Source organism: Microbispora sp. H11081 (genome assembly GCF_012999535.1).
GTDB lineage: Bacteria > Actinomycetota > Actinomycetes > Streptosporangiales > Streptosporangiaceae > Microbispora.
The window spans coordinates 30,116-56,517 of sequence record NZ_JABBWV010000023.1 but is presented as its reverse complement, the minus strand read 5'-3'; the positions used below and the strand labels follow the sequence as shown (position 1 = coordinate 56,517).

At 71.1% G+C, this 26,402-nt stretch carries 29 protein-coding genes; 22 read left to right on the top strand and 7 right to left on the bottom strand.

From position 1 onward, the window contains the following. From HHX31_RS32760 to HHX31_RS32705, 12 genes are all read left to right on the top strand, one after another. A partial coding sequence (locus HHX31_RS32760) for an ATP/GTP-binding protein (protein ID WP_169953552.1) occupies positions 1-521 on the top strand: 521 nt, incomplete at its 5' end. Between the two features lie 122 nt (positions 522-643). Next, on the top strand, positions 644-2,188 hold the full coding sequence (ffh, locus tag HHX31_RS32755) for a signal recognition particle protein (RefSeq protein ID WP_169953550.1): 1,545 nt from the start codon (positions 644-646) through the stop codon (positions 2,186-2,188). 297 nt (positions 2,189-2,485) lie between these two features. Then, the gene (gene rpsP, locus HHX31_RS32750) at positions 2,486-2,941 is read left to right on the top strand and encodes a 30S ribosomal protein S16 (protein WP_169953549.1); all 456 of its coding nucleotides are present in this window, start codon (positions 2,486-2,488) and stop codon (positions 2,939-2,941) included. 1 nt (position 2,942) lies between these two features. After that, entirely contained in the window at positions 2,943-3,185 is a 243-nt protein-coding gene (locus HHX31_RS32745; protein WP_169953547.1) for an RNA-binding protein, read from the top strand. Between the two features lie 165 nt (positions 3,186-3,350). After that, a complete protein-coding gene (gene rimM / locus HHX31_RS32740; protein WP_169953545.1) occupies positions 3,351-3,869 on the top strand; it encodes a ribosome maturation factor RimM in 519 nt (172 codons plus the stop codon). Between the two features lie 9 nt (positions 3,870-3,878). Further along, positions 3,879-4,736: a tRNA (guanosine(37)-N1)-methyltransferase TrmD gene (gene trmD, locus HHX31_RS32735; protein ID WP_169953544.1), complete on the top strand. Its 858-nt coding sequence runs from the start codon at positions 3,879-3,881 to the stop codon at positions 4,734-4,736. A gap of 156 nt (positions 4,737-4,892) precedes the next feature. After that, on the top strand, positions 4,893-5,258 hold the full coding sequence (rplS, locus tag HHX31_RS32730) for a 50S ribosomal protein L19 (protein ID WP_169953543.1): 366 nt from the start codon (positions 4,893-4,895) through the stop codon (positions 5,256-5,258). A gap of 108 nt (positions 5,259-5,366) precedes the next feature. Beyond that, entirely contained in the window at positions 5,367-6,212 is an 846-nt protein-coding gene (gene lepB / locus HHX31_RS32725; RefSeq protein ID WP_169953541.1) for a signal peptidase I, read from the top strand. 3 nt (positions 6,213-6,215) lie between these two features. Next, positions 6,216-6,947 (top strand): signal peptidase I, encoded by a 732-nt coding sequence (lepB, locus tag HHX31_RS32720; RefSeq protein ID WP_311932484.1) that lies wholly within the window; start codon positions 6,216-6,218, stop codon positions 6,945-6,947. Positions 6,948-7,025: 78 nt separating this feature from the next. Continuing rightward, on the top strand, positions 7,026-7,751 hold the full coding sequence (locus HHX31_RS32715; RefSeq protein WP_169953539.1) for a ribonuclease HII: 726 nt from the start codon (positions 7,026-7,028) through the stop codon (positions 7,749-7,751). A gap of 54 nt (positions 7,752-7,805) precedes the next feature. Continuing rightward, positions 7,806-8,129, top strand: coding sequence for a DUF2469 domain-containing protein (locus tag HHX31_RS32710; protein WP_030511723.1), 324 nt, complete (start codon positions 7,806-7,808; stop codon positions 8,127-8,129). A gap of 74 nt (positions 8,130-8,203) precedes the next feature. Next, positions 8,204-9,031: a murein hydrolase activator EnvC gene (locus tag HHX31_RS32705; RefSeq protein WP_249347311.1), complete on the top strand. Its 828-nt coding sequence runs from the start codon at positions 8,204-8,206 to the stop codon at positions 9,029-9,031. Here the strand turns inward: HHX31_RS32705 and HHX31_RS32700 are convergent. From HHX31_RS32700 to HHX31_RS32685, 4 genes are all read right to left on the bottom strand, one after another. Further along, positions 9,004-9,924, bottom strand: coding sequence for a tyrosine recombinase XerC (locus HHX31_RS32700; protein WP_311932482.1), 921 nt, complete (start codon positions 9,922-9,924; stop codon positions 9,004-9,006). The genes HHX31_RS32705 and HHX31_RS32700 overlap by 28 nt on opposite strands. Before the next feature lie 328 nt (positions 9,925-10,252). Further along, positions 10,253-11,617, bottom strand: coding sequence for a DNA-processing protein DprA (gene dprA / locus HHX31_RS32695; protein ID WP_249347308.1), 1,365 nt, complete (start codon positions 11,615-11,617; stop codon positions 10,253-10,255). Next, complete coding sequence (locus HHX31_RS32690) at positions 11,617-13,173, bottom strand: YifB family Mg chelatase-like AAA ATPase (RefSeq protein WP_169953535.1); 1,557 nt, start codon at positions 13,171-13,173, stop codon at positions 11,617-11,619. The genes dprA and HHX31_RS32690 overlap by 1 nt, the downstream gene beginning before the upstream one ends. A gap of 1 nt (position 13,174) precedes the next feature. Beyond that, complete coding sequence (locus HHX31_RS32685; RefSeq protein WP_169953532.1) at positions 13,175-13,528, bottom strand: YraN family protein; 354 nt, start codon at positions 13,526-13,528, stop codon at positions 13,175-13,177. 316 nt (positions 13,529-13,844) lie between these two features. Between HHX31_RS32685 and HHX31_RS34860 the strand changes: the two genes are divergently transcribed. The 6 genes from HHX31_RS34860 (at position 13,845) to HHX31_RS32650 (ending at position 20,348) form a co-directional block, all read left to right on the top strand. Next, positions 13,845-15,404 carry a CoA transferase gene (locus HHX31_RS34860; RefSeq protein WP_311932480.1) on the top strand — a complete coding sequence of 520 codons (1,560 nt, stop codon included), beginning with the start codon at positions 13,845-13,847 and terminating at the stop codon, positions 15,402-15,404. 384 nt (positions 15,405-15,788) lie between these two features. Beyond that, the gene (rpsB, locus tag HHX31_RS32670) at positions 15,789-16,709 is read left to right on the top strand and encodes a 30S ribosomal protein S2 (protein WP_169953530.1); all 921 of its coding nucleotides are present in this window, start codon (positions 15,789-15,791) and stop codon (positions 16,707-16,709) included. Positions 16,710-16,901: 192 nt separating this feature from the next. Further along, positions 16,902-17,735 (top strand): translation elongation factor Ts, encoded by an 834-nt coding sequence (gene tsf, locus HHX31_RS32665; RefSeq protein ID WP_169953528.1) that lies wholly within the window; start codon positions 16,902-16,904, stop codon positions 17,733-17,735. A gap of 51 nt (positions 17,736-17,786) precedes the next feature. After that, complete coding sequence (gene pyrH / locus HHX31_RS32660; protein WP_169953526.1) at positions 17,787-18,557, top strand: UMP kinase; 771 nt, start codon at positions 17,787-17,789, stop codon at positions 18,555-18,557. A 9-nt stretch (positions 18,558-18,566) separates the two neighbouring features. Continuing rightward, positions 18,567-19,124 carry a ribosome recycling factor gene (frr, locus tag HHX31_RS32655; RefSeq protein WP_169953524.1) on the top strand — a complete coding sequence of 186 codons (558 nt, stop codon included), beginning with the start codon at positions 18,567-18,569 and terminating at the stop codon, positions 19,122-19,124. Positions 19,125-19,229: 105 nt separating this feature from the next. Beyond that, a complete protein-coding gene (locus tag HHX31_RS32650; protein ID WP_311932477.1) occupies positions 19,230-20,348 on the top strand; it encodes a phosphatidate cytidylyltransferase in 1,119 nt (372 codons plus the stop codon). A 93-nt stretch (positions 20,349-20,441) separates the two neighbouring features. On the opposite strand, the gene HHX31_RS32645 is transcribed toward HHX31_RS32650, so the two are convergent. After that, complete coding sequence (locus HHX31_RS32645) at positions 20,442-21,473, bottom strand: suppressor of fused domain protein (RefSeq protein ID WP_169953522.1); 1,032 nt, start codon at positions 21,471-21,473, stop codon at positions 20,442-20,444. Between the two features lie 104 nt (positions 21,474-21,577). On the opposite strand from HHX31_RS32645, the gene rlmN reads away from it, so the two are divergent. Then, a complete protein-coding gene (gene rlmN, locus HHX31_RS32640; protein ID WP_169953520.1) occupies positions 21,578-22,690 on the top strand; it encodes a 23S rRNA (adenine(2503)-C(2))-methyltransferase RlmN in 1,113 nt (370 codons plus the stop codon). Between the two features lie 16 nt (positions 22,691-22,706). Here rlmN and HHX31_RS32635 read toward each other — a convergent pair whose 3' ends face one another. Next, complete coding sequence (locus HHX31_RS32635; RefSeq protein WP_169953518.1) at positions 22,707-23,378, bottom strand: hypothetical protein; 672 nt, start codon at positions 23,376-23,378, stop codon at positions 22,707-22,709. Beyond that, the gene (locus HHX31_RS32630) at positions 23,375-24,145 is read right to left on the bottom strand and encodes an ATP-binding cassette domain-containing protein (RefSeq protein WP_169953516.1); all 771 of its coding nucleotides are present in this window, start codon (positions 24,143-24,145) and stop codon (positions 23,375-23,377) included. Before HHX31_RS32630 ends, HHX31_RS32635 begins: the two co-directional genes overlap by 4 nt. A gap of 286 nt (positions 24,146-24,431) precedes the next feature. On the opposite strand from HHX31_RS32630, the gene HHX31_RS35450 reads away from it, so the two are divergent. From HHX31_RS35450 to HHX31_RS32620, 3 genes are read left to right on the top strand one after another with little or no spacing between them, the layout of a single operon-like run. Continuing rightward, on the top strand, positions 24,432-24,563 hold the full coding sequence (locus HHX31_RS35450) for a hypothetical protein (RefSeq protein ID WP_283244703.1): 132 nt from the start codon (positions 24,432-24,434) through the stop codon (positions 24,561-24,563). Continuing rightward, on the top strand, positions 24,560-25,381 hold the full coding sequence (locus tag HHX31_RS32625; RefSeq protein ID WP_169953507.1) for a nitrilase-related carbon-nitrogen hydrolase: 822 nt from the start codon (positions 24,560-24,562) through the stop codon (positions 25,379-25,381). Before HHX31_RS35450 ends, HHX31_RS32625 begins: the two co-directional genes overlap by 4 nt. 55 nt (positions 25,382-25,436) lie before the next feature. Beyond that, positions 25,437-26,090 carry a cyclase family protein gene (locus HHX31_RS32620; protein ID WP_169953505.1) on the top strand — a complete coding sequence of 218 codons (654 nt, stop codon included), beginning with the start codon at positions 25,437-25,439 and terminating at the stop codon, positions 26,088-26,090. Positions 26,091-26,402: the final 312 nt, after the last annotated feature.

The window sequence follows — 26,402 nt, the reverse complement described above, 5'->3', positions numbered from 1 at the left end:
GCTTCGGTGTGGGGAAGACGACCTTTGTGGGGGCGGTTTCCGAGATCGTGCCGTTGACGACCGAGGCGGTGATGACGGACGCGTCGGCGGGTGTGGACGATGTGGGGTTGGTGCCGCACAAGACCACCACGACGGTGGCGATGGATTTCGGGCGGGTGTCGCTGGACCGGGATCTGATTTTGTATCTGTTCGGTACGCCGGGTCAGCATCGGTTCTGGTTCATGTGGGATGACCTGGTGCGGGGGGCGATCGGTGCGGTGGTGCTGGTCGACACCCGGCGGCTGGCCGACAGTTTTCCCGCGGTGGACTATTTCGAGGAGGCCCGCCTGCCGTTCGTCATCGGCGTCAACGGCTTCGACGGGGAGTACACCCACAGCGAGGACGAGCTCCGCGACGCCCTGACGCTGTCGCCGCACACCCCGATCGTCCGCACCGACGCGCGGGACCGGGAATCGGTCAAGAGCACTTTGATCGCGCTCGTCGAGCACGCGCTGACGTCCCGCGTAGGCGCGATCCGGTGAATACGGCCCCTTCGTCCGGGATCTCGTCATCGCGGCGCGGGCGTGAAAGCCGTGCGGGCGGATAGTCTGGGGAGACTGACTGTTCACCGACCCGTCCACTCGCTTCGAGGCTGGCCAAACACGTGTTCGAGACGCTTTCCGACCGGCTGACTTCGGTCTTCTCCTCCCTTCGGTCCAAAGGCAGGCTTTCCGACGCCGACATCGACGCGACCTGCCGCGAGATCCGCATCGCGCTGCTCGAGGCGGACGTCGCTCTGCCGGTCGTGAAGGAATTCGTGGCCCGGGTCAAGGAGCGGGCCCGCGGCGTCGAGGTCTCCCAGGCGCTCAACCCCGCGCAGCAGGTCGTGAAGATCGTCAACGACGAGCTCATCGAGGTGCTGGGCGGCGAGACGCGGCGGCTGCGCCACGCCAAGACCCCGCCGACCGTGATCATGCTCGCGGGTCTCCAGGGCTCGGGTAAGACGACCCTGGCAGGCAAGCTCGCCAAGTGGCTGCGCGACCAGGGGCACGCCCCGCTGCTCGTGGCCTGCGACCTGCAGCGGCCCAACGCGGTGCAGCAGCTCTCCGTCATGGCGGAGCGTGCCGGCGTGGCGGTGTACGCCCCGCAGCCGGGCAACGGCGTCGGCGACCCCGTCGAGGTGGCCCGCGACTCCGTGGACCACGCGCGCCGTCAGCAGCACGACGTGGTCATCGTCGACACCGCCGGCCGCCTGGGCATCGACCAGGAGCTGATGAAGCAGGCCGCCGACATCCGCGACGCGGTCACCCCCGACGAGATCCTGTTCGTCCTCGACGCCATGATCGGCCAGGACGCGGTCAGCACGGCCCGCGCGTTCATGGACGGCGTCGGCTTCGACGGCGTGGTGCTGACCAAGCTCGACGGCGACGCCCGCGGTGGCGCCGCCCTGTCGGTGCGGCACATCACCGGCCGTCCGATCATGTTCGCCAGCACCGGCGAGAAGCTCGAGGACTTCGACGCCTTCCACCCCGACCGCATGGCGGGCCGGATCCTCGACATGGGTGACATCCTCACCCTGATCGAGCAGGCGCAGAAGACGTTCGACGAGCAGGAAGCCGCCAAGATGGCGGGCAAGCTCGTCTCCGGGGACGGCTTCACGCTGGAGGACTTCCTCGAGCAGATGATGATGGTCCGCCGCATGGGGCCCATCAAGAACCTGCTCGGCATGATGCCGGGCATGGGGCAGATGCGCGACCAGCTCAACCAGGTCGACGACCGCGACCTGGACCGCATCGCGGCGATCATCCGCTCGATGACGCCCGGCGAGCGCCAGGACCCGAAGGTCATCAACGGCTCGCGGCGGGCGCGCATCGCCAAGGGATCGGGCGTCACGGTCACCGAGGTGAACAACCTCGTGGTCCGCTTCTTCGAGGCGCAGAAGATGATGAAGCGGATGACCCAGGGCATGGGCATCCCGGGTATGCCCGGCGGGCGTAAGCAGAAGGCGCAGAAGCCCAAGAAGGGCCGTCGCGTCAGCGGCGACCCGCGCAAGGCCGCGCTCGGCAAGGCCGCGAGCGAGCCGTCGCAGGACGCCCCGAAGCTGCCCAAGGGCCTGTTCGGCAACCTCGGCGGCGGCCAGTTGCCGCCCGGCCTGGAACTGCCGCCCGGCTTCGACCCCTCGAAGCTGAAGCTGCCCGGCCAGAACTGACGTACCCGCCGGCCGGCCCGCGCGCCGGACCCGCCTGCCGCTCGCGGCAGGCGGGCGGACGATGTGGTGGCCCGTTCCGGAAACATGGGCACATCGGTGCCCGATCGAGGGCGTCGGCGGACCCGTTGTTGCCGGAGCATGGGGAATCATCTGGCAGAATGTCAGGCTGGAACATCGTGACCAGGCGGGTGCCCTCTCACCCCCGCAGGTCGCGCCTGTCCCTCGGGCGGGCTCCCGTCGTGCCCCACTCGATGAGACACCGCTCACCCACGCTCTAATGCAGGAGAGACCACACCCGTGGCAGTCAAGATCAAGCTCAAGCGGCTCGGTATGATCCGCAACCCGCAGTACCGCATCGTCGTCGCCGACGCCCGGAACAAGCGGGACGGCCGCGCCATCGAGGAGATCGGCCTCTACCACCCGAAGGAGAACCCCTCGCGCATCGAGGTGAACTCCGAGCGGGTGCAGTACTGGCTGGGCGTCGGCGCGCAGCCGACCGACCCGGTCCTGAAGATCTTCAAGCTGACCGGCGACTGGCAGAAGTTCAAGGGCGAGCCCGCCCCCGCCACGCCGCTGCTGGTCGCCGAGCCCAAGCCCGACCGGCACGCGGCGTACGAGGCCGCGGCCAAGGAGTCGCTCTCGGGCGACACCGGCGCCGCCGCCACCACGCCGAAGAAGGCCAAGAAGCCCGTGAAGGCCGAAGAGACCGCCGAGGCCCCGGCCGCGGAGGAGAAGCCGGAAGGCGAGGCCTGAGGTGCTCGAGGAAGTCCTCGAGCACCTGGTTAAGGGCATCGTCGAGCACCCGGACGACGTCCGGGTCCGCGCCCGGCGCATCCGCACCGGGCGCGTTCTGGAGGTCGGGGTTCATCCCGACGACCTCGGCAAGGTCATCGGCCGCGGCGGCCGTACGGCCAAGGCGTTGCGCACCGTCGTCAACGCGTTGGCCAACGGCAAGTTCGTGCGGATCGACCTGGTCGACCTGGAAGAGGCGCGCTGAGCCGAGCTGACGCGTCCGGGGGACCCCGCACCGGGGTCCCCCGGCGTGTTTTACGGCCTCGGACCGGTGGCTTCCAGGGGTTTCTTGTGTCAGTACAGTTCGGCGGCGGCGTTCGAGCCGTCCGTGGAGGAACCGCGGAGAAGCGGTGGCGGAGGTAGGCGACAAGTGCAGTTGGTCGTGGGCAGGATCGGCCGCCCGCACGGTGTGCGGGGCGAGGTCACGGTCGAGGTGCGCACCGACGAGCCGGATCTGCGCTTCGCTCCCGGGTCGGCGCTGGCCACCGACCCGGCGTCCGCCGGTCCGCTGACCGTGGAGCGGGCCCGGTGGCACAAGGGGATCCTGCTGCTGACCCTGGCCGGCGTGGCGGACAGGGAGGCCGCGGAGGCGCTGCGCGGCACGCTGCTCGTCGTGGACTCCGCGGATCTGCCGCCGATCGAGGACCCCGACGAGTTCCACGACCACGAACTGATCGGCCTCACGGTGGTCACCACCGAGGGGGAGCGGGTCGGCGAGGTCAGCGACGTACTCCACCACGGTCAGGACCTGCTCGTGGTGTCCCGTCCATCCCGTGACGCGGCGTACGTCCCCTTCGTCAAGGCGCTCGTGCCCGAGGTCGACCTCGGCAAGGGAATCCTCGTCGTCGACGCGCCGCCCGGCCTGCTCGACGCCGAAGAGGCGGAGTAGGGGCCGCACATGCGCGTCGACATCGTCTCGATCTTCCCCGAGTACTTCGCCCCGCTCGACGTGTCTCTCATGGGCAAGGCCCGGGAGCGCGGCATCCTCGACATCCACCTCCACCAGCTTCGCGACTGGACGCACGACGTCCACAAGACCGTGGACGACACGCCGTACGGCGGGGGTCCCGGCATGGTGATGAAGCCGGAGGTCTGGGGCGAGGCGCTCGACGCCGTGATCGAGGACGGGCGCGCCGCCTCCGGGCCGGACGCGCTGCCCCGGCTGATCGTCCCCACGCCGAGCGGCCGGCCGTTCACGCAGGAAGTGGCGCTGGAGTACGCGGGGGAGCCGTGGCTGCTGTTCGCCCCGGCCAGGTACGAGGGCATCGACTCCCGCGTCGTCGCCGAGTACGGCGAGCGGTTGCGCGCCGACGAGGTGAGCATCGGCGACTACGTCTTAGCCGGAGGCGAGGCGGCGGTGCTGGTCATGGTCGAGGCCGTGGGGAGGCTGCTGCCGGGGGTCCTCGGCAACGCGTGCTCCGTCGCCGACGACTCCTTCGCGCCCGGCGCCATGGCCAACCTGCTGGAAGGCCCCGTCTACACCAAACCGCCGGTCTGGCGGGGACACGAGGTGCCCGAGGTCCTGCTGTCGGGCCATCACGGCAGAATCGCCCGCTGGCGGCGCGACGAGGCCCTGCGGCGCACGCTGGCCAGGCGGCCGGAACTGGCCGCCCGGTTCGACCAGGACGATCTCGACAAGCACGACAGGCGCGTCATCGAGGAGTTCGAGCGGTCCCAGGAGCGCCTTGAGGAGGGCGCTTCCACCGCGGGTTCCGGCACTGCGTTTCGCCCAGGGCCGGATCATATGGCAGACTGAATCGCTGCTGCCTGCTTCGGCATGGCCGGGTGGGTCCCGGTCCCAGGCGCGGCAGACAAGACGTATCGAGCCAAGCACGCGTGTCCCCCTCGTCGCAGGGCCTCCGGGCCGGCCGGGTGGACCTCCGTGTGCTCATGTCAGCGAGGAACCGACGCCATGCACACGCAGATCCAGGAGATCGAGAAGGCTGCGCTTCGCAGCGACGTACCGGCCTTCCGCCCGGGTGACACGCTGGAGGTCCACGTCCGCGTCGTCGAGGGCAACCGGTCCCGCATCCAGGTGTTCAAGGGCTTCGTCCTGCGCCGCCAGGGCGGCGGCATCCGTGAGACGTTCACGGTCCGCAAGGTCAGCTACGGCGTCGGCGTCGAGCGCACCTTCCCGGTCCACAGCCCCGTGATCGAGAAGATCACCGTGGTCACCCGCGGCGACGTCCGCAGGGCCAAGCTGTACTACATGCGTGACCTGCGCGGAAAGGCCGCGCGCATCCGCGAGAAGCGCGAGGCGCAGCCGGTCGCCAAGTAAGGCCGTGAAGACCGTGGTCCGTGCCCCAGGCGCGGGCCACTTTCTTTTTGCCGGTGATCCGGTGTCCCCGGCGCTCGCCGTCGTGGACATCATCTAGGCTCAGCAGCGATGGGTAGCGAGGGACAGGGGCCGGGCACGCGTCGCCCTGCCGAGGACGGGGTGGACGTGGTCGCCGAAGACGTCAAGCAGAACGCCGGGGACGGGAAGAAGAAAGGCTCGTTCTGGCGGGAGTTGCCCGTCCTGATCGTGGTCGCCCTCGCTCTGGCCCTGCTGATCAAGTCTTTCGTGGTCCAGGCGTTCTACATCCCCTCCGAGTCGATGGAGAACACGCTTCTCATCAACGACCGGGTGCTGGTGAACAAGCTTGTCTACCACGTGCGCGACATCGAGCGCGGTGACATCGTCGTGTTCTCCGGGGTGGACTCCTGGGACCCCGAGGTGAAGCTCGAGGAACCGTCCAACCCCATCGCGGCGGGGCTGCGCTGGCTCGGCAACGCGTTCGGGGTCGTACCGGGCGAGAAGGACTACATCAAGCGGGTCATCGGCGTGCCGGGCGACAAGGTCAAGTGCTGCGACGCGCAGGGCCGGGTCACCGTGAACGGCGTGCCGCTCGAAGAGAAGTCGTACCTGTATCCCGGGGACGAGCCGTCCGGGCGCGAGTTCGAGGTCACCGTCCCGCCGGACCGGCTGTGGGTGATGGGCGACCACCGTTCGGTCTCCTGGGACTCCCGCCTGCACATGGGTGACCCGGGTGGCGGCACCATCCCCGCCGACAAGGTGATCGGCCGCGCGTTCGTCATCGTCTGGCCGTTCGACCGGGCCACGATCCTGTCGATCCCGGAGACCTTCGCGCAGCCGGCGCTCCAGGCTGCCCTCGGGGCGGCGCCGTTCGTCGCGGGCCTCGCCGGGGCCGTGCCGCTGGTGGCCCTGCGCAGGCGCCTGGCAAGGAGATAGCGCGTGACAGAGCCGGAGGAGACGGCCGCCGTGGGAAAGCCCGACGAGAGCCGCTTAGGAACCGCAGGACCGGCGAGGGCCGCGAGCGGCGACCCGTCGGACGCGGCGGCACCGGCCGGGAACACGGACGAGCGGACCACCGGCGCCGAGAAGGGCCGGCCCGCGAGGAAGAAGGCGTCCGGCCTTCTGGAGACCTTGCTCTACGTCCTCGGCGGGGTCGCCGTCGCCCTGCTGGCCCACGCGTTCCTGCTGCAGTCGTTCTACATCCCGTCGGAGTCGATGCAGAACACGCTCCTGGTGGACGACTACGTGGCGGTCAACAAGCTGGCGTACAAGCTCGGACCGGTGGAGCGCGGCGACATCGTGGTCTTCAAGGGCTGGGACGGCGAGGACACGATCAAGCGGGTGATCGGCGTCGGCGGTGACCGCGTGAAGTGCTGTGACGCCAAGCGCCGCATCACGGTGAACGGGACGCCGCTGGATGAGGAGGACAAGTACCTCTACCCAGGGGTCTATCCCTCCGGCCGCGAGTTCGAGGTCAAGGTCCCCAAGGGACGCCTGTGGCTGATGGGCGACCACCGGAACAATTCGGCGGACTCGCGATCCAACATGGAGGACGGGCACCAGGGCACGATCTCCGAGGACGACGTGATCGGGCGGGCGTTCCTGCGCTACTGGCCGCTGAACCGGATCTCGATCCTGTCCCGGCCTGAGACTTTCTCCGCCGTACGCTGATCTCACCTGGGGCTTTACAACCGCTGGCGGTTCCGGCCGTATCGCCGGTCCCGAATGGGGCGTAATCTGCTAGTCGTCATGACAGCTGTCTATCGCCCGCGCCCGAGTGTCGTACGACGGGACTCCGGACTTTACGGTTACGAGCGGGCCCTGGCCCGGCGGGGCTTCACGCCGGTCGCCGGGGTGGACGAGGCCGGGCGTGGCGCCTGTGCCGGGCCCCTGGTCGTCGCCGCCGTCGTGCTGGGGCGGGACATCGATGGGCTGGGCGATTCCAAGCTCCTGACCGAGGCCGTCCGCGAACGCCTCTACGAGCGGATCACGGCGACCGCCCGGGCCGTGAACGTGGTCGTCATCCCTCCCGGGGAGATCGACGCGCGCGGCCTGCACAAGTGCAACATCGCGGGGATGCGGCGGGCCGTCGCCGGGCTGGGGCTCGACCCCGGTTACGTCCTCGTGGACGGTTTCCCGGTGGCGGGGCTGCCCGCGCCGTCGCTCGCCGTGTGGAAGGGCGACCAGGTCGCCGCGTGCGTGGCGGCGGCCTCCATCGTGGCGAAGGTGACGAGGGACCGGCTGATGCACGGCCTCGACGAGATCTACCCGCAGTACGGCTTCGCCCTGCACAAGGGGTACGTCACTCCCGGCCATCGGCGGGCCCTGGTCCGGCACGGCCCGAGCCCGCACCATCGGTTCTCGTTCGTGACGGTGGCCAGGGTGACTCGTGAGACACAGTTCCCGGCCGAGAGCCGTTGGACGGGGCAGGATGAGGACATGCGCGAGAATGAGGTCGGGGCCTGTGCCGTCTGAACGAGGCCGGTGCCCACGGGGGATCTCGACGGGGCGTGGAAGAGGAGGACCGGGATGAGCGCGGAAGATCTCGAAAAGTACGAGACCGAGATGGAGCTGCAGCTCTACCGGGAGTACCGCGACGTGGTCGGCCTGTTCACCTATGTGGTCGAGACCGAGCGGCGCTTCTATCTGACCAACTCCGTCGATCTCGACGTACGCACAGCCGAGAACGGTGACGTCTTCTTCGACGTGAAGATGCAGGACGCATGGGTCTGGGACATGTACCGCCCCGCCCGGTTCGTGAAGAACGTTCGGGTTGTGACCTTCAAGGACGTCAACGTCGAGGAATTGGCCAAGCCCGACCTGGAAATGCCCAAGGAAGGCTTCTCGAGCTGACCTGACCGTGCCGTCTATCCCCAGAACGGCGTTCGGCCGCTCGGCGGGGGTGCCCTGGGCGGCATCGTCGTGGCATGCGTCTCGTCGCCCGCGTGCTCGTGCTCTCCATGCTGATGGTGGTCCTCGCCAGTCCCCGCGACAGTCCCCGCGACAGTCCGCTGCCCGTCGCCGCCCGCGTCCCGGTGGGCCCTGAGGGGGTCGTCGCGGCGAGGGTGCCTGGGGGCACTCAGGGTGCGGTCGCCATGGCGGAGGCGCCCGGGGGCATGCGGAGGGTCGTCGCCTCGCCAAGGGCCCCTAGGGCCGAGGAGGTCGCGGCGTCCCGGTCTCACAGGCAGGGCAGGACGGGATCGCCCGAGGTGCCCGGATGGCGGTGGCCGATCTCCGGGCCCGCCCGTCCGGCCAGGCCATTCGATCCGCCCGCGCAGCGGTGGCTGGCCGGTCACCGGGGCGTGGACGTGGCCGCACGGCCCGGCGAGAAGGTCATGGCCGTGGGACCGGGCACCGTCGCCCTGGCCGAGCGCGTCGCGGGCCGAGGGGTCGTGACGATCTCCCATCCCGGTGGCCTGCGCACCACCTACCTGCCGGTCCGCGCCCTGGTCCGGCCTGGTGACGTCGTCGTGGCCGGTCAGGTCATCGGCACCATCGATGAGGGCGGAGTCGAGGAGAGCGCCATCGATGCGGGCGGAGCCGAGGGGAGCGGCGGCGAGGGGAGCGGCGGTGAGGAGGGCGGCGGCGCGGCTCACTGCGCCGCGTCCTGCCTGCACTGGGGGCTGCTGCGTGGCCGCCTCTACCTGGATCCGCTCCTGCTGTTCGGCCGTGGACAGGTCCGCCTCCTGCCCCAGTGGCTCGTCGGCGGAGCCCGTCGAAGCCCGCTTCAGGCCCGGGGATGGGCCTGGCGGTAGGCGGCCCGCAGCCGTTCGATGGACACCTGGGTGTAGATCTGCGTGGTGGCCAGGGACGCGTGCCCGAGCATCTCCTGCACTGATCGCAGGTCCGCCCCGCCTTCGAGCAGGTGGGTGGCGGCGGTGTGGCGCAGCCCGTGCGGGCCCATGTCGGGTGTCCCCTCGACCTGTGACAGACGGGCGTGCACGACGCGCCGGACGGTCCCCTGGTCGATCCGGCCTCCCCGGACGCCGAGGAACAGCGCGGGGCCGCTCCCCTCGCGCACCCACAGCGGTCTGCCCCGCACGCACCAGGCGTCGAGGGCGTGCAGTGCGGGCAGCCCGATCGGCACCGTCCGCTCCTTGCGTCCCTTGCCCAGCACGCGGACCGTGCGGCGTTCCCGGTCCACGTCGTCGACGTCGAGGCCGCACAACTCGCTCACCCGCATGCCGGTCGCGTACAGCAGTTCGAGCAGCGCCCGATCGCGCAGGTCTCTGGGGTCGCCCGGGCCCTGCGCGCCGAGGACGGCCCTGGCCTCCGTCTGGTCCAGCACCTTCGGCAGTCGGCGTTCGGCCTTCGCCGTGCCGAGGAGCAACCCGGGGTCACTCGCCAGCCATCCCCGCCGGTGGCAGAAGGCGGTGAAGACGCGGGCACAGGCGGAGCGGCGGGCGAGTGTCGCCCTCGATCGCCCGGCCTGGTGCTGGTCTCCCAGCCAGTCACGCAGGACGACCACGTCGAGAGTGGACACGGTCTCGTGCCCGGCGGCCTTCATGTGCGTGATCAGCGAGGAGATGTCTCCCAGATATGCCCTGGTCGTGTGCGGCGACAGGTCCCGTTCGAGACGAAGATGCCGCTCGAACCGCTCCAGGACGGCGTCGAACTCCCCGAGGCCCTGCCCTTCGCCCGTTGCCACGACGCGTCCCTTCCTTCGCTTCCCGCCCGACGGGCGCGGTGGCCGCCGCCCCGATGACTCCCGGAGCCGGTCTGGGGAGGGGCGCTCGGCCACGATCCGCATGCTATCCACCGGCTTCGTCGCCGAGTACCTGCCGCTCCGGCGGAGCCGCCGTTCCACCCAGGCGCGACGTCTTCGGGACGAGGCCTCCGCCCGTTGGCTCCCCGAGCGCGGGCGGCGCTGGAGAGCCGTGCCGCCCGCTCATGCCCGAAAGCCCGGGTCATCATCGAGATCACAGGTCGTCATTCCCGCGGGCGCGGGCTGACTCGAGGGGCCGCGCGCCGACGGTTCATCCGCGTGCTTCGGGCCGCAGCCGCCACCCCCGGTCCACGTTCTCGACGAATCCTCCGGCGGCCAGCGCGCCGAGGCAGGCGAGTGCGGTCCCGACGTCCACACCGGCGGCGACGGCGATCGTGGCGGGACCCGCGGCGCCCCGGGCGGGGATCGCTTCGAGCACACGCCTGGTCTCGTCGTTCAGCCCGTCACGGGGCCGCACGGGCCCGCGCCGCTCCGGTGCGAGGTCGTCGCCGATGGAGCCCACCAGTTCGACGATCTCCTCGGCCGAGGTGACGCAGACGGCCTTGCCCTGACGGATCAGCACGTGGCAGCCCGCGGAGACCTCCGTGGTGATGGGGCCGGGAACGGCCATGAGATGCCGGTTCAGCTCCCAGGCGTGGGTCGCGGTGTTGAGCGCGCCGCTGCGCGCCGCCGCCTGGACGACAACCGTTCCCCGGGACAGAGCCGCGATCACCCGGTTGCGGATGAGGAACCGCAACCGGGTGGGGTGAGCGCCCGGAGGCCACTCACTGATCACTACGCCCTGCTCGCGCACGGCACGGAACAGGTCCTCGTGGGCGCTGGGATAACACACGTCCGTCCCGCAGGCGAGCACGACGACGGTCGGCGTCCCGGAGGCCAGCGCGCCCCGGTGGGCGGCGCCGTCGATTCCGTAGGCGCCGCCGCTGATCACGGTCCAGCCGCGTCCGCCGAGGCTCATGGCGAACTCGGCCGCCACGGTGGTGCCGTACGCGGTCGAGGCCCTGGCCCCGACGACGGAGACCGAGCGCAGGCAGGAGAACCGCAGGTTCGCCCGTCCGTCCACCCACAGGCCGAACGGCCTGGCGTCTCCCAGGTCGTCGAGCTGCGTGGGCCATTCGGAGTCGCCCGGCACGACGAGCCGCGCGCCTCGCCGTCGTCCGTGCGCCAGGTCGTCCGCCGGGTCCGAGTAGCGAGCCGCCCAGGCGGCCGCATGCCGACCGAGATCGAGATGACGCCGGGAAGCGCTGGCGCGGTCCCTCTCGTCGCGCGCGAAACCGGGATCCAGCACGCCGCGTCTCGCCTGCCGCATCGCGCCCACCGGACCGCAGCGGGCGATCAACCGGCCCATCACCGCGTCGCCCGCCTCGGCCATGCGCATGATCGCCACCCTGGCCAGCCGGTCGGCCTCGTCCCGCCCGGCCGCGCCATCGGCGTCCAGGCCTACCCCATCCACGTTCCCAGCGGTGTCGTCCACGGGCCCGGCCGGCTCGCCGATGTCCGGGGACGGACCTTCGGCGTTCCTGGCGGTGCCGGGGGCGCTCGCCGCCCGTACGGGGGTGTCATCTGCCCGCGCGCCGCCGTCGCCGCGGAATCCGGTCGCTTCCATTGCTTCCATCAGTCGACTCCCAGCCACAGTGCGAGGGCCGCCGAGGTCTCGGCCGGGCCCGGACGGTCTTTGCCGGCGAGATCCGCGATCGTCCAGGAGACGCGGAGCACACGGTCGAGGCCGCGTGCGCTGAGCGTGCCAACGTCGAGGCCCCGGTGCAGCGGGGCCATCGCGGCGTCGGGCAGGCGCAGGTCGCGATGCAGTGCGGACGAGGACACCTCGGCGTTGGTGCTCCACGGAGTGCCGGACAGTCGCCTGGCGGCCCGCTCACGCGCCAGCCTCACCCGCTCGGCCACGGTCGAGGTCGGCTCCACGAAGTGCCGGTCCGCGAGCAGTTCGGCACGGGTGGCCGGACCGATCTTCATCTTCACGTCGACACGGTCGAGCAGCGGCCCCGAGAGCCGGTCGAGATAGCGCCTGCGTCCGGCGGGGGTGCACCTGCAGGGGCGCCCGACCGTTCCTCGCAGGCCGCAGGGACACGGATTGGCCGCAAGGACCAGCATGAACCTGGCGGGGAAGGTGACCGCGCCGACGGCCCGCGCGATCGTCACCGTCCCGGACTCCAGAGGCTGCCGCAGCGAGTCGAGCACGGTGGTGGCGAACTCCGGAGCCTCGTCGAGGAAGAGCACGCCCCGATGCGCGAGCGACACCGCTCCTGGCCGCACGACGCCTCCGCTCCCGCCGCCGACCACGGCCGCCATCGTCGCGCTGTGGTGCGGAGCCATGAACGGAGGACGGGTGAGCAGCGGACGCCCCGCCGGCAGCGTTCCCGCAACGGAATGAATGGCGGAAACCTCCAGCGCCTTCTCCTGGTCGAGCGGCGGGAGGAGGGGTGGCAGGCGCTCGGCGAGCATGGTTTTGCCGCAACCCGGCGGGCCCAGCATCCACAGGTTGTGCCCGCCGGCCGCGCATACCTCCAGCGCCTTGCGGCCCATCGGCTGCCCGGCCACGTCGCACAGGTCCGGCGCCGGAGCGCCCCCGGCCTCGATGCCCGCGGCGTCCCGCGACAGCGACGCGGTCTCCGCCACCACCGGAAGCCGGTGCAGGTCGTCGTCGGAACGCAGCCACCCCACCAGTTCGCCGAGCGTGGTGACGGGAACCACGGTGAGGCCGGGCACGAGAGATGCCTCGGCGGCGTTGAGCGCGGGCACTACGACCGTGCGCACCCCCGCCTGCGCGGCGGCGAGCGCGGCCGGCAGCACGCCTCGGACCGGGCGGACCCGCCCGTCGAGACCGAGCTCGCCGAGGAACATCGGAGCGGCGACCCGGTGCGCGGGCACGGCGCCGGCCGCGCCCAGCACCGCCATCGCGATGGCCAGATCGAATAGCGACCCCCGTTTCGGCAACGCCGCCGGGGACAGGCTCACGGTGACGCGCGCGTCCGGCCACGCGAACCTGCTGTTGATCAGGGCGGACCTCACGCGGCCCCGGGCTTCGCTGATCGCGGTGTCCAGGAGCCCGATGAAGTGCGTTCCCGCGACGCCGGGGCCGACATCGGCCTCGACCTCGACGAGACGCCCGGTGACGCCCACGAGGCCGACGCAGTGCGTGCGGGCGACGGGCATCTCAGACCACCCCGCGTTCGTGCCTGAGCGAGAAGTCGCCCGCGAACCGCTCGATCGCGATCACGTCGACCCGTATCGTGTCGAAGCGCTCGGTGCGGGTGGCGAGCCATCTGCCGGCCAGCGTCCGCAGGCGCAGCAGTTTCGCGCCGTTGACCGCCTCGAACGCGGTGCCGTGGCTGCGCCCCGAGCGGGTCTTCACCTCCACGATCACCAGCGCGCCGCCGTCACGGGCGACGATGTCGATCTCGCCCTCCGCGCAGCGCCAATTGCGGTCGAGCACGCACATGCCCTTCGCCGTCAGAAAGGTCACGGCGAGCTGTTCGCCATGTCTGCCCAGCCGGTCCTTCGCCGCCATGGGATCACCTCCGGCGCAGACGATCGCCGACGCGGACCCCCGCCCGTGTCACCGAACCTCTTTCTGTGGAAAGCGCGGCACGTGGACTGTGGACAGGCGCGGGCCGTGGAACGGCGGCTGTGGACGGACGGAGGAAAGCGCAGGTGGGCTCGGAGAGGGCATTCCCGCCATCCACAGGCGCGGCCGGGGGCGGAAGCGGGAGGGGAGGCGGAGGGCAGACTGCGATCGGCATGGATACTGGCCCGGGTCCCGAGGCGGGGTGGTGGCTTCGCCTCGACGGAGCACGCCGCCGGGCATCGGAAGCGAGGAGACGGCAGTGATCGCGAAACTGATCGGGGAACTGGGCGCGAGCGCCGGAGTGGCCCTTCCCGAGGTCCGGGTCACCGGAGAGGATCCTGTGCTGCCGTCCGTCTTCCGCATCGGCACGATGGCCGCCGCCTCGGCCGGCGCGCTGACGGCCGCCGTCGCCGTGTACGGCGCCCGAACGACCGCGCGGAGCGAGGGGAGAGGTGAGAAGGGGCCAGGCGGCACGGAAGCCTCTCAGCGCCCTCATCGCGCCCCGGACGTGACCGTCGACGTCGGCCACGCCGCCGTTGCCTTCCAGAGCGAGCGGCATTTCCGCGTCGAGGGGAAGGGCATGGACGTCTGGGCCGCGCTGTCGGGGGACTACCGCGCATCGGACGGCTGGGTGCGGCTCCACTGCAACTTCGACCATCACCGCGACGCCGCCCTGCGCGGGCTCGGGCTGGCCCCGGGTTCAGGTAGGGAGGACGTCGTCAGGGCGTGTGCCGGCCGTGCGGCGGCCGACGTCGAGGAGGCCGTGATCCGTGCGGGTGGCTGCGCCGCCGCGATGCGGAGCAGGGCCGAGTGGCTCGCGCATCCTCAAGCCCGGGCGCTGGCCGGTCTTCCTCTCGTCGGCGTCGCCAGGCTGCCGGAAGGGGCGGCGGGCGATGAGCCGGGCCCTGGGGACATGCACCGTTCGGATACAAGCCATTCGGATACAAGCCATGGGAATACAAGCCGTCGAGACACGCGCGGTGGCGAGCCGGGTCGTGACGAGTCGGGTTGTGGTGACCCGGATTGTGGTGACTCGGCCAGGGGTGGGCCGCGTAGGCCGCTCGGCGGGATACGGGTGCTCGACCTGACCCGCGTGATCGCCGGACCGGTGGCCGCGCGTGCGCTCGCGGCGTTCGGGGCGGACGTGCTGCGGGTGGGCGCCGCGCATGTGCCGGAAGTGCCGGGGCTCGTGGTGGAGACGGCGTTCGGCAAGCGGTCGTGTCACCTCGATCTGCGGTCGGAGGCGGACAAGCTTCGGGAGTTGGTCCGTCGGGCCGACGTGGTCATCCAGGCGTACCGGCCGGGGGCGCTGCGGGCCCGGGGGTTCGGACCGGACGACCTCGCGGCCCTGCGGCCCGGCATCGTGTGCGTCGACGTCTCCGCGTACGGCTCGCGCGGGCCCTGGGCGTCGAGAAGAGGATTCGACAGTCTCGTCCAGATGGCGTGTGGAATCGCCCATGAGAACGGCGACGGCCTGCGGCCCAGTCCGCTTCCCGCGCAGGCACTCGACCACGGCACCGGTTATCTGGCCGCGTTCGGCGCGGTCGCCGCGCTGATCAGGCGGGCGGCGGAGGGAGGCTCCTGGCACGTCGAGGTGTCGCTGGCGAGGACCGCGGCGTGGCTCGACGACCTCGGGAGGGTCGAGCCGGCGGGGGCGCGGCAGCCCCGGATCGAGGAACTGCTGGCGACGATGGACAGCCCTTTCGGCACGCTCACCTATGTGCGGCCGCCCGGCGCCGTGGACGGCGTGCGGCCCGGCTGGACGAGTCCGCCGCCCCGGCAGGGGGAGCACCCCGCCGCCTGGGCCCCGCCCGCCTGAGCTCTGTCGCCCTGAGCTCCGTCGCCCTGAGCTCCGTCGCCCTGAACCCGGTCCTCCTGAACACCGTCCATCCGAGCCCGCGCTCCTGCGCTCTGCCGCGCTCTGTCCTGTTGCTCTCTGGCCTGTCGCTCTCTGTCCTGTTGAGCTCCGTCCTTCCTGAACCTCGGTGTCCCGATCCGGCGCGGGTCAACTGAAGGAGCGGATCCGGGTAGACTGTTCGACGGCCTGCTAGACGGGCCGAATTCGCACGCCCACTCACGAGCCGCCTTCTCGGTCCGGACCCTGTCCGGTGGAAGCGGCCCGGGGCGTCAGGGCGCGGGCAAGCCGCCCGCGTGACCAACCGAGACCGTGCCCAAGGGCACACGACCATGGAGGACCATCACCATGGCCCCTGTCGTCACGATGCGGCAGCTGCTGGAGAGCGGCGTTCACTTCGGCCACCAGACCCGCCGGTGGAACCCGAAGATGAAGCGCTTCATCTTCACGGAGCGCAACGGCATCTACATCATCGACCTGCAGAAGTCGCTGTCGTTCATCGACCGTGCCTACGACTTCGTGAAGGAGACCGTCGCGCACGGCGGCACCATCATGTTCATCGGCACGAAGAAGCAGGCGCAGGAGTCGATCGTCGAGCAGGCGTCGCGCGTCGGCATGCCGTACGTGAACCAGCGCTGGCTGGGCGGCATGCTCACCAACTTCTCCACCGTGCACAAGAGGCTCCAGCGTCTGAAGGAGCTCGAGGAGCTCGACTTCGACAACGTGGCCGGCTCCGGGCTCACCAAGAAGGAGCTCCTGATGCGCCGCCGCGAGAAGGAGAAGCTGGAGCGCACCCTCGGCGGTATCCGTGACATGGCCCGCGTTCCGAGCGCGGTCTGGGTCGTGGACACCAAGAAGGAGCACATCGCGATCAACGAGGCCAAGAAGCTCGGCATCCCGGTCGTCGCGATCCTTGACACCAACTGCGACCCGGACGAGGTCGACTACCCGATCCCGGGCAACGACGACGCGATCCGCGCCGTCAGCCTCCTCACTCGCGTGATCGCCGACGCTGTCGCCGACGGTCTCATGACCCGTGCGGGCGCCGGCCGCGGTGACGAGAAGCCCGCGGGCGTCGCCGCCGCCGAGCCGCTGGCCGAGTGGGAGCGCGAGCTCCTCGAGGGCGGCGAGGCCGCTCCGGCCGCCGAGGCTCCGGCCGCTGAGACCGCCGAGGCGCCCGCCGCCGAGGCTCCGGCCGCCGAGACTGCCGAGGCTCCGGCTGCCGAGGCTCCGGCCGCCGAGCAGCCCGCGCAGGACGAGCAGGCCTGAGGGACGACCATGGGTCCCCGCCGGGCGCGGCGCCTACGGCCGGCCGCGACAGGCGGGGATCTCCAGGCAGCGACCTGGTTCCGGTGCGGTAGGGACGACACCTCGCCGCGCTGAGGGCTTCACCGGGTGGGTGCTCGCCACGGGCGCCCACCCCCCAGACGATTCATCCGGGTCCCGAAGAGGAAATTGGACATGGCTTCCGTAAACATGGCCGACGTCAAGCGCCTTCGTGAGCTGACCGCCGCCGGCATGATGGACTGTAAGAAGGCGCTCGAGGAGTCCGAGGGCGACTTCGACAAGGCCGTCGACATCCTGCGTCTCAAGGGCGCCAAGGACGTCGGCAAGCGCGAGGCCCGCACCGCGTCGAACGGCCTGGTCGCCGTCAAGCACGAGGGCGAGTCGCTCGCGGCGCTGCTGGAGCTCAACTGCGAGACCGACTTCGTCGCCAAGAACGAGCGCTTCCAGGAGCTCGCGGCCGAGATCGTCGCGCACATCGTCGCGACCAAGCCCGGCGACGTGCCGACCCTGCTGGAGTCCCAGCTGAACGGCAAGACCGTCAAGGAGCTGCTCGACGAGGCCAACGCCGCGCTCGGCGAGAAGATCGAGATCCGCCGGTTCTCGGTGCTGGAGGGTGGCTTCATCACCTCCTACATGCACAAGACCGACCCGCAGCTCCCGCCGGCCGTGGGCGTGCTCGTGCAGCTCGACACGCAGAACGCCGAGATCGCCAAGGACATCGCCCAGCACGCCGCGGCGATGGCGCCGAAGTACCTCAGCCCCGCCGAGGTGCCCGCCGAGGTCGTCGAGAAGGAGCGGTCGCTCTTCGAGCAGATGACCCGCGAGGAGGGCAAGCCCGAGGCCGCCATCTCGAAGATCGTCGACGGCCGGGTCAACGGCTGGTACAAGGACTTCACGCTGCTCGAGCAGGCGTTCGTGAAGGACAACAAGAAGACGATCAAGAAGGTCGCGGAGGAGGCCGGCGTCAAGGTCCTGGCCTTCACCCGTTACAAGGTCGGCCAGGCTTAGGCTTACTGCCAGGAGCTTTCGACCGCGCTGACATCCGAGGAGGCCGCCGCCGTGCAGGAGAACACCAGACCCGCCACGCCGGCGGCTTCGTCGTACGACGGGACGCTGCGCTGGAAGCGGGTGATGCTGAAGCTGTCGGGCGAGGCCTTCGCGGGCGGCGAGTCGCTCGGCATCGACCCGCGTGTCGTCGCCCAACTGGCGGACTCGGTCGCCGAAGCGGTCCGTGAGGGCGTGCAGGTCGCGGTCGTCGTCGGCGGCGGCAACATGTTCCGCGGCGCGGCCCTGTCGCAGGGCGGCATGGACCGCGCCCGGGCCGACTACATGGGCATGCTCGGGACCGTCATCAACTGCCTCGCCCTGCAGGACTTCCTGGAGAAGCGAGGCATCGACACCCGCGTACAGACCGCGATCACGATGCAGCAGGTCGCCGAGCCGTTCCTGCCGCGCCGCGCGATCCGCCACCTGGAGAAGGGGCGCGTGGTGATCTTCGGAGCGGGCCTCGGCTCGCCGTTCTTCTCGACCGACACCTGCGCGGCGCAGCGTGCGCTGGAGATCGGCGCCGAGGCACTGCTCAAGGGCACCCAGGTCGACGGCGTCTACGACTCGGACCCGCGCAAGAACCCCGACGCGGTCCGGTTCGACCAGCTTGAGTACGGTGAGGTGCTGACGCGGGGTCTCGGGGTCATGGACGCAACCGCGATCAGCCTGTGCATGGACAACGGCCTGCCCATCGTGGTCTTCGACCTCATGGGAGAGGGCAACATCCTGCGGGCGGTCCGTGGTGAGAAGATCGGCACGCTGGTGAGTCCGGCAGGGAAGTAGGGAGCCGCAGTGATCGACGAAACCCTCCTCGAAGCCGAGGAGAAGATGGACAAAGCGGTGACGGTCGCCAAGGAGGACTTCGCGAGCATCCGCACCGGCCGCGTTACGCCCTCGATGTTCAACAAGATCAGTGTTGAGTACTACGGGTCGATGACGCCGATTCAGCAGCTCGTGTCGTTCCAGGTCCCCGAGGCGCGCATGGTGATCGTGCAGCCGTATGACAAGGGCTCGCTGAACGCGGTCGAGAAGGCCATCCGCGACAGCGACCTCGGCGTCAACCCCAGCAACGACGGCTCCGTGATCCGCGTGGTGTTCCCCGAGCTGTCCGAGGAGCGCCGCAAGGAGTACATCAAGGTAGCCCGCAGCAAGGCGGAGCACGGCCGCGTGTCCGTACGGAACATCCGCCGGCACGCCAAGGAGATCCTCGACAGGCTCGTCAAGGACGGCGAGGCGGGCGAGGACGAGGTCCATCGCGCGGTCAAGGAGCTCGACGACCTCACCCAGAAGCACGTCGCGAAGATCGACGAGTTGCTGAAGCACAAGGAAGCCGAGCTGCTCGAGGTCTGACGACGCGGCCCGGCATCCGGGCCCGTGAGGCAAGATCGTGATCCTTGTGCCGCACCGCGAGGGCGGGCGGCGCAAGGATCACGCGTATATAGAGAGTGGGACGCTGTGGACGGAACTGCTGCCTCCGGCGACCGCAACCCGGCAGGGGGCCCGGCGGGCCCCTCCGGCGCCGGACACGGTCCCGGCACGGGGAATCGCACCGGCGCCGGGCACGCTTCCGCGCCGAACGGCGTCGCCGGCACCGAGACCGGCACCGAAGCCGACACCGAGACCGGTACCGAAAACGGCATCGAGACCAGCGCGGGAACCGGCACCGGGACCGGCGCGGGAACCGGCACCGACACGGGCGCGAAAACCGGCATCGGAGCCGGCGCCGCGACCACCACGCCGGGTGGCGTCGTCACGAAGTCGCCGGGCCGTGCCGGCCGCAACCTTCCGGCCGCGGTGGGGGTCGGCGTCGCGCTGGGCGCGGCCGTCATCGGCTCGCTCTACACCGTGAAGGTCGCCTTCCTCGCCGTCGTCCTCGTGGTTGTCGGCGTCGGGGTGCACGAGCTAGTCAAGGCGTTCGGCGGGTTCGGCATCCGGGTGCCGCTGCCGCCGCTGCTCGCGGGCCTGGCGGCCATGGTGGTCGGGCCCTTCTGGGGTGGCACGTCCTTCCTGGTCGGCGCGTTCGCGGTGACCGTGATGGTGCTGCTGACCTGGCGCATGTTCCAGGGAGCGGAGGGCTTCGTCAGGGACGCGACCGCCGCGTTGTTCGTCGCGGTCTATCCGGCGCTGCTCGCCGGCTTCGTACCGCTGCTGCTCGCTCCCGAGGACGGGCCGGACCGCGTGATCGTCTTCGTCGCGGTGACCGTCTGCAGCGACATCGGCGGCTACGCCGCCGGGATCCTCTTCGGCAAGCACCGGATGTCGCCGCTCATCAGCCCGAAGAAGACCTGGGAGGGCTTCGCCGGGTCCACCCTCGCGTGCGTCGTGGGCGGCGCGTTACTGGTCCACTTCCTGCTCGGGGGCGAATACTGGCAGGGCGCCGTCGTCGGCCTGGCGGGGGTCGTGTGCGCGACGCTCGGCGACCTGGTCGAGTCGGTCATCAAGCGTGACATCGGCGTCAAGGACATGGGCACGCTGCTGCCGGGGCACGGCGGGGCCATGGACCGCCTCGACTCGCTGCTGTTCACGCTCGTCCCCGTGTGGCTGCTGCTCACGCTCCTGGTCCCGGTCGCCTGACGCCGCCGCAGCCCACAACCCGCAGCCCACAACCCGCAGCCCACGATCCGCAGCCCACGATCCGCAGCTCACGATCCGCGGCCCGGTCCCGGCTCAGATCCGGCTGGTCACGGCCAGCCGTTCGGTGATCGCCCGATGACCGTGGTCGGCCACGAGGCGCAACTCGGGCTCGGTGAGCGGCAGCAGCCACAGCCACCGTACGGCGTCGCCGCCAAACACGAATCCCGACATGTCCGGGAGGCCGGGTGGGTCGGTCAGCATGAGCACCCCGTGGTGCCCGTCCAGGGGAAAGGTGCGCGGGCTCTGGAACCAGCGGGCCGTGTGCCCGTGTCCCAGCCACGTCACCGACCGCCACGGATACTGCCCGAGCCAGGCGAACAGCCGTGCGGCGACCCTCGGATCCTGCCTGGTCGCCAGCGCGAGTTCCACCCGGCACGCCGTGTCGTACATCTCCGCGGCGGGCATCCGCTGGCAGCTCATGCCCACGGTGGACAGCACCGTGTAGTCCCGGGTGAACGTGGGCGGCCGCTCGCTGACGCCGACCATGGGGAACCGGCCGCCACCGACGTCCCAGTAACGACCGGGCGTCCCCAGCCTGCCGTCGAGGTGGCCGAGCACGAACTGCTGGTAGGTGGCCCAGCTGCCCTCCGCCTGCCGCCACTGCCAGTACGCGCGGGCCTTCGCCACCCGGGGCGACAGGCCCTCCAGCGCCTCGCCGAGCGGCCAGGCGAACGGCGACTCCCCGAGGGCGTCCCTCGCGTATCCGGGCATGCCGCGCTCCAGGTCGGCCCACGCAGGAATGACCGCCAGGAGCACGTCGTTCTCGTACAGGGCGACGCCGTCGCCCTCCTCGAACCACAGCACCGACAGCGCCTCCGGATCGAGGGGCGGGCGGCCGGAGGGGTGCGCGGTGTGCGCCTCCGGCATCACCGGCGGCAGCCCGGCGCCGGCCCTGGCGAGATCGGCCTCCGCGGGCGCGGGCACGTGGTTGGCCAGCCAGACCGCTCCGTGGACGATCCCCTTCGCGTCGCGAAGGTAAGCTACGGAGGAGGTCCGGTCGGCTTCGATCGTCAGTGTGCGGCTCCCGTAGGGATTGGGGCTGGTGAGCACGACAGTGGTGTCCACACCTCACCTCTCGTACGCCTCCGGGATTCGACCGCCAGACAGAATGTAGAACCGCACACGCCAGTCGTTAAGACCATGGCGGCGGGAGATGGGAAGGGTTTTGCGTGAGCGAGCAGCCGAAGACCGGGCAGCTGACCTTCGTGGCGCCCCGCAGGGCCAAGCCGCAGCGCCACCTGGCCGACCTGACCATGGCGGAGCGCAGGGCGGCGGTGGCGGAGCTGGGGGAGAAGCCGTTCCGCGCCGACCAGCTCTCCCGTCACTACTTCACCCGGCTGACCGGCTCCCCCGAGCAGATGACCGACCTGCCCGAGGCGCTGCGTGAGCGGCTGGTCGAGCGGCTCATGCCCCCGCTGCTGACGCCGGTACGGGAGATCACCTGTGACGGCGGCACGACGCGCAAGACGTTGTGGAAGCTGTTCGACGGCTCGCTGGTCGAGTCGGTGCTGATGCGTTATCCCGACCGGGCCACGATGTGCGTCTCCTCCCAGGCCGGGTGCGGCATGAACTGCCCGTTCTGTGCCACGGGCCAGGCCGGGCTCACCCGCAACATGTCCACCGCCGAGATCGTCGAGCAGGTCGTCGCGGGCGCCCGCGCGCTGGCGCGCGGCGAGGTCCCCGGCGGGCCCGGACGGGTGACCAACGTCGTCTTCATGGGCATGGGCGAGCCGATGGCCAACTACAAGGCCGTCATCGGCGCGGTGCGCCGCCTGGTCGACCCGGCGCCGGAGGGCCTCGGCATCTCGGCGCGCGGGGTCACCGTCTCGACGGTCGGCCTGGTGCCGGCGATCGGCAAGCTCGCCGACGAGGGCCTGCCGGTGACGCTCGCCGTCTCCCTGCACGCGCCGGACGACGAGCTCAGGGACACGCTGGTGCCGATCAACACGCGGTGGAAGGTCGCCGAGGTGCTCGGCGCGGCCTGGGACTACGCGGCGAAGACCAAGCGGCGCGTGTCCATCGAGTACGCCCTGATCAAGGACATCAACGACCAGGAGTGGCGGGCCGACCTGCTCGGCCGCCTGCTCAAGGGCAAGCTGGTCCACGTCAACCTGATCCCGCTCAACCCCACGCCCGGCTCGAAGTGGACGGCCTCGCGCCCCGAGGACGAGCGGGCGTTCGTACGCCGCCTGGAGTCGCACGGTGTGGCCGTCACCGTACGGGACACGCGGGGGCGGGAGATCGACGGGGCGTGCGGGCAACTCGCCGCCGCGCCCCAGTAGCGCCCCCAGTAGCGCCTCAGGGCCGGGTGCGGCGCAGCCACGCGTAGGCGGCCAGGCCGATCGCGGGCCACAGCAGCGACTGCACCGAGATCAGGGCCGCCTCGGACAGCAGCACGCCGTGATGGGCGTCGCGCATCCAGCCCATGACCGGCACGGTGAGCCAGCGGGCCCCGGCCATGCTGAGGATCAGCATCGACAGGTACCCGAAGATCAGGGCGATCGTCGAGACCGCCGGGGAGGGCAGGATGGGGCGGCTCGTCAACGCCCCGAGTGCGAGCCCCGCCGTCGCCGACAGCAGATGCAGCCACACCCCGGTCAGGAGCACGGCGACGGTGGGGGAGGTGGTGAGGCGGAGGAGCAGCATGCCCTCGGCGACCGCGGCCAGGACGAGCAGCGAGGAGAACGCCGCGAGCAGCCCGCTCACCAGTTCTCTCGGTCCCAGCGCCGACAGGGCGATGCCGCGCTGCTCGTCGGGTTCGGTGTCGAGCAGGCCGCGCGCGGCCCAGGCGAGCACCGGCACGAGCATGGCCGCCGAGTCGGCGGTGGCGGCGATCTCCTGACCTGCGGGCACCGCCGTCGCGTAGAGGATGGCCAGCAGCACCAGCAGTCCCATGAGCGGCTGCAGCGCCCGGTGGCCGGCGACGTATCCTGCGACGCGGAATCGCGCCAGCGCGAGCACGGCAGTCATCCCGCCTCCTCCCTGACACGCCCGGTGGCCTGTCCCGGCGCCTGCTGGGTCACCCGTACGGCGCAGCCCTCGGCGCGCAGCCGCGCGGCCAGGTCCGCCGCCCGGGAGGCGGGCACCGCCACCTCCAGTGTGGTCAGGGCCTCCTCGGCGGCCTCCTCCTCGGTCGGCTCCGGTTCCCGTACGACGTGGTCGCGGACCTCGCAGCGGCGCAGGCCGGGAAAGGTGCGCAGATCGCCCTGGTGGTCGCTCAGGAGCACGATCCCGCCGCGTGCGCGGACCTCACCGATGATTTCGGGGAGCTCGGCCCGGGTCGCGGCGTCGAGACCGGCGAAGGGTTCGTCGAGCACGAGCAGCCCCGGATCCGCGAGCAGCGCCTGCGCGAGGCCGACCTTGTGCGCGCTGCCCTTGGACAGGTCGGGCAGGCGCTGCCCGAGCAGGTGGTCCATGCCGAGCCGTTCGCTCCAGTGGCCGATGGCGTCGGTGTTCGTTCTCCTGACCGCCGTCATGTGCCGCAGGTAGGCCGCCACGGTGAACGGCTGGTCGGCGGGGAACCGCTCGGGGGCGTATCCGACGACCCGGGGGCGGTCCTCGACGCTGCCGCGTACGGGCCTGAGCAGCCCGGCGGCCAGCCGCAGCAGGGTCGACTTGCCGGCGCCGTTGGGTCCGGTGACCTCGACCACGTCTCCCGGATCGAGGACCAGACGGGCGTCCCGCAGGACCCAGGGAGCTCGCCGTCCGTACCGGAAGGAGAGGCTGGCGATCCGCATAGTTTCTGGAGCTTATCGGGGCGTTTCGCCGTGCGGGCCGGTATCGGGAGATCGGTGAACGGCTGATTTCCGCTGACGACGACCCGCGTGACAAGGTCACCTTCAGATTCGAGGCCACCTTCAGCTTCGAGGCCACCGTGCCAGAAGGGCTGACGGTCCTGGCCGCGGCGAGCCTGTGCACGCCCGGGCTATGGTCACATTGCCGGTTTTGGCGGCGTCGGGCAGCATGCTGAGGGCGCGAGCGCGGAGTCGCCGCGTCCTGAGCGCCGACGGGGGAGAGGATCGCATGACCACCACCACCCACGCGGCCGTCCCTGTGCCGCGCCACGCGCCCGAGACCGCCGCTCGCCCCGCGCCGCCCGGCGTCCGGCCGCGTACGGGGGTCAGGTCAGGGGCGGACGTGGGAGCGCCGCGGTGACGCGTGTCGCCGTGGCGCAGATTCCGCTGCGGGTGGGCGAGCCGGAGGCCAACCGCGCCGCCGCCGAGGCGGCGATCGTGGAGGCGGCCGAAGCCGGGGCCCGGCTGGTCGTGCTGCCCGAACTCGTCAACAGCGGATACGTCTTCAGCGGCGCCGAGGAGGCCAGGAGCCTCGCCGAGCCGGCCGACGGCCCGACCGTCACCGGCTGGGCCCGCCTGGCCCGCGCCCACGACCTGGTCGTCGTCGGCGGGTTCTGCGAGGTGGCGGACGGCGTCCTGCGCAACAGCCAGGTCATGGTCGACCCCACAGGGACCAGGGCCGTCTACCGCAAGGCCCACCTGTGGCACGACGAGCAGGACGTGTTCACGCCCGGCGACGCCGCGGCTCCCGTGGTGGACACCGCGCTCGGCCGGATCGGCATGATGGTCTGCTACGACCTGGAGTTCCCGGAGTGGGTGCGGGCGGTGGGGCTGGCCGGGGCGGACCTGCTCGCCGTATCCACCAACTGGCCGTTGTCGCCCGTGCCCGCCGGGGAACGCCCGGTGCTGGTGGCGTACGCGCAGGTCGCCGCGGCGGCCAACCGCATGTTCGTCGCCGTGGCCGACCGCTGCGCCGCCGAGCGCGGCGTGGACTGGGTCCGCGGCACGTCGCTGATCGGCCCAGGCGGATACCCGCTGGCGGGGCCCGTGCTCAGGGACGGGCCCGCAGTGCTGGTGGCCGACTGCGACCTGTCCGCCGCCAGGGACAAGGCCACCGGCCCGCGCAACGACGTCCACCGCGACCGGCGGACCGACCTCTACTCGTGGCCTACGATCTGATCGGCCCTTTCACGCTGATCGGCCCGCTCGCGCTCGGAGAGGCAGGGAGAAGCACATGATCGTCGACCTGTCGGTGCCCCTCGTGAGCGGCATGCCCGTCTACCCCGGCGACCCGGAGGTGGAGATCGCCCCCGCCCTCACGGTGGCGGCCGACGGGGTGAACGTGCTGGGCCTGCACCTCGGGTCGCAGTCCGGCACGCACGTGGACGCGCCCTACCACGTCGATGACGCGCTGCCCACGCTCGACGCCCTGCCGCTGGAGCGGTTCCTCGGCGCGGCGGTGGTCCTCGACGCGCGGGGCCTGCCCCCGCGCGCGCCGATCACCCCGGCGATGCTCGGCGCGGTGGCCGGGCGGCTGGGGCAGGGGACCGTCCTGCTGATCGCGACGGGCTGGGACGAGCACTGGGCCACGCCCGGATATCTGGCCCACCCCTTCCTGGAGGTGGAGACGGCCCGGCTGATCGTCGCGGCGGGGGTGCGCACCGTCGGCGTCGACGCCCTCAGCGTCGATCCGACCCCGGCTCCGGCCGCCCTACCCGCGCACCGGGCCCTGTGCGGCGCGCACGCGGTGATCGCCGAGAACCTGCGCAACCTCGGTCCGCTCCTCGCGGCCCAGGCCGCCGGCCGTCCGATCGAGGTCTCCCTGCTGCCGCTGCGTCTTCAGGGCGCCGACGGGTCTCCCGTACGCGCCGTCGCCCGGATCGGCTGACCTCCGGGGCCAGAGCACCGGTCCCACATCCCGTCAATGCGCTGACGCGGGCCTTTATCCACATCTCGCCTAGCTTTCATCGGCTAACACACAAAGTGTGCTTTTGTGAGGCTTTCTTTCGCCGGGACTGGAGGTTAGTGTCGGCTTCAAGATCCAGACACCTGTGACATGCAGACAGCCCATCCCCCCAGTTCACGCCGTCGCCCCAACCCCCCAGCGAGGTGGACCTTTGTCTGTGCTGCCCTCGTCCCGTCCGATCGCCCAACGAGGCCCGTCCACAGCGACCGGAGCAAGGAGGACCAATTGAGACCG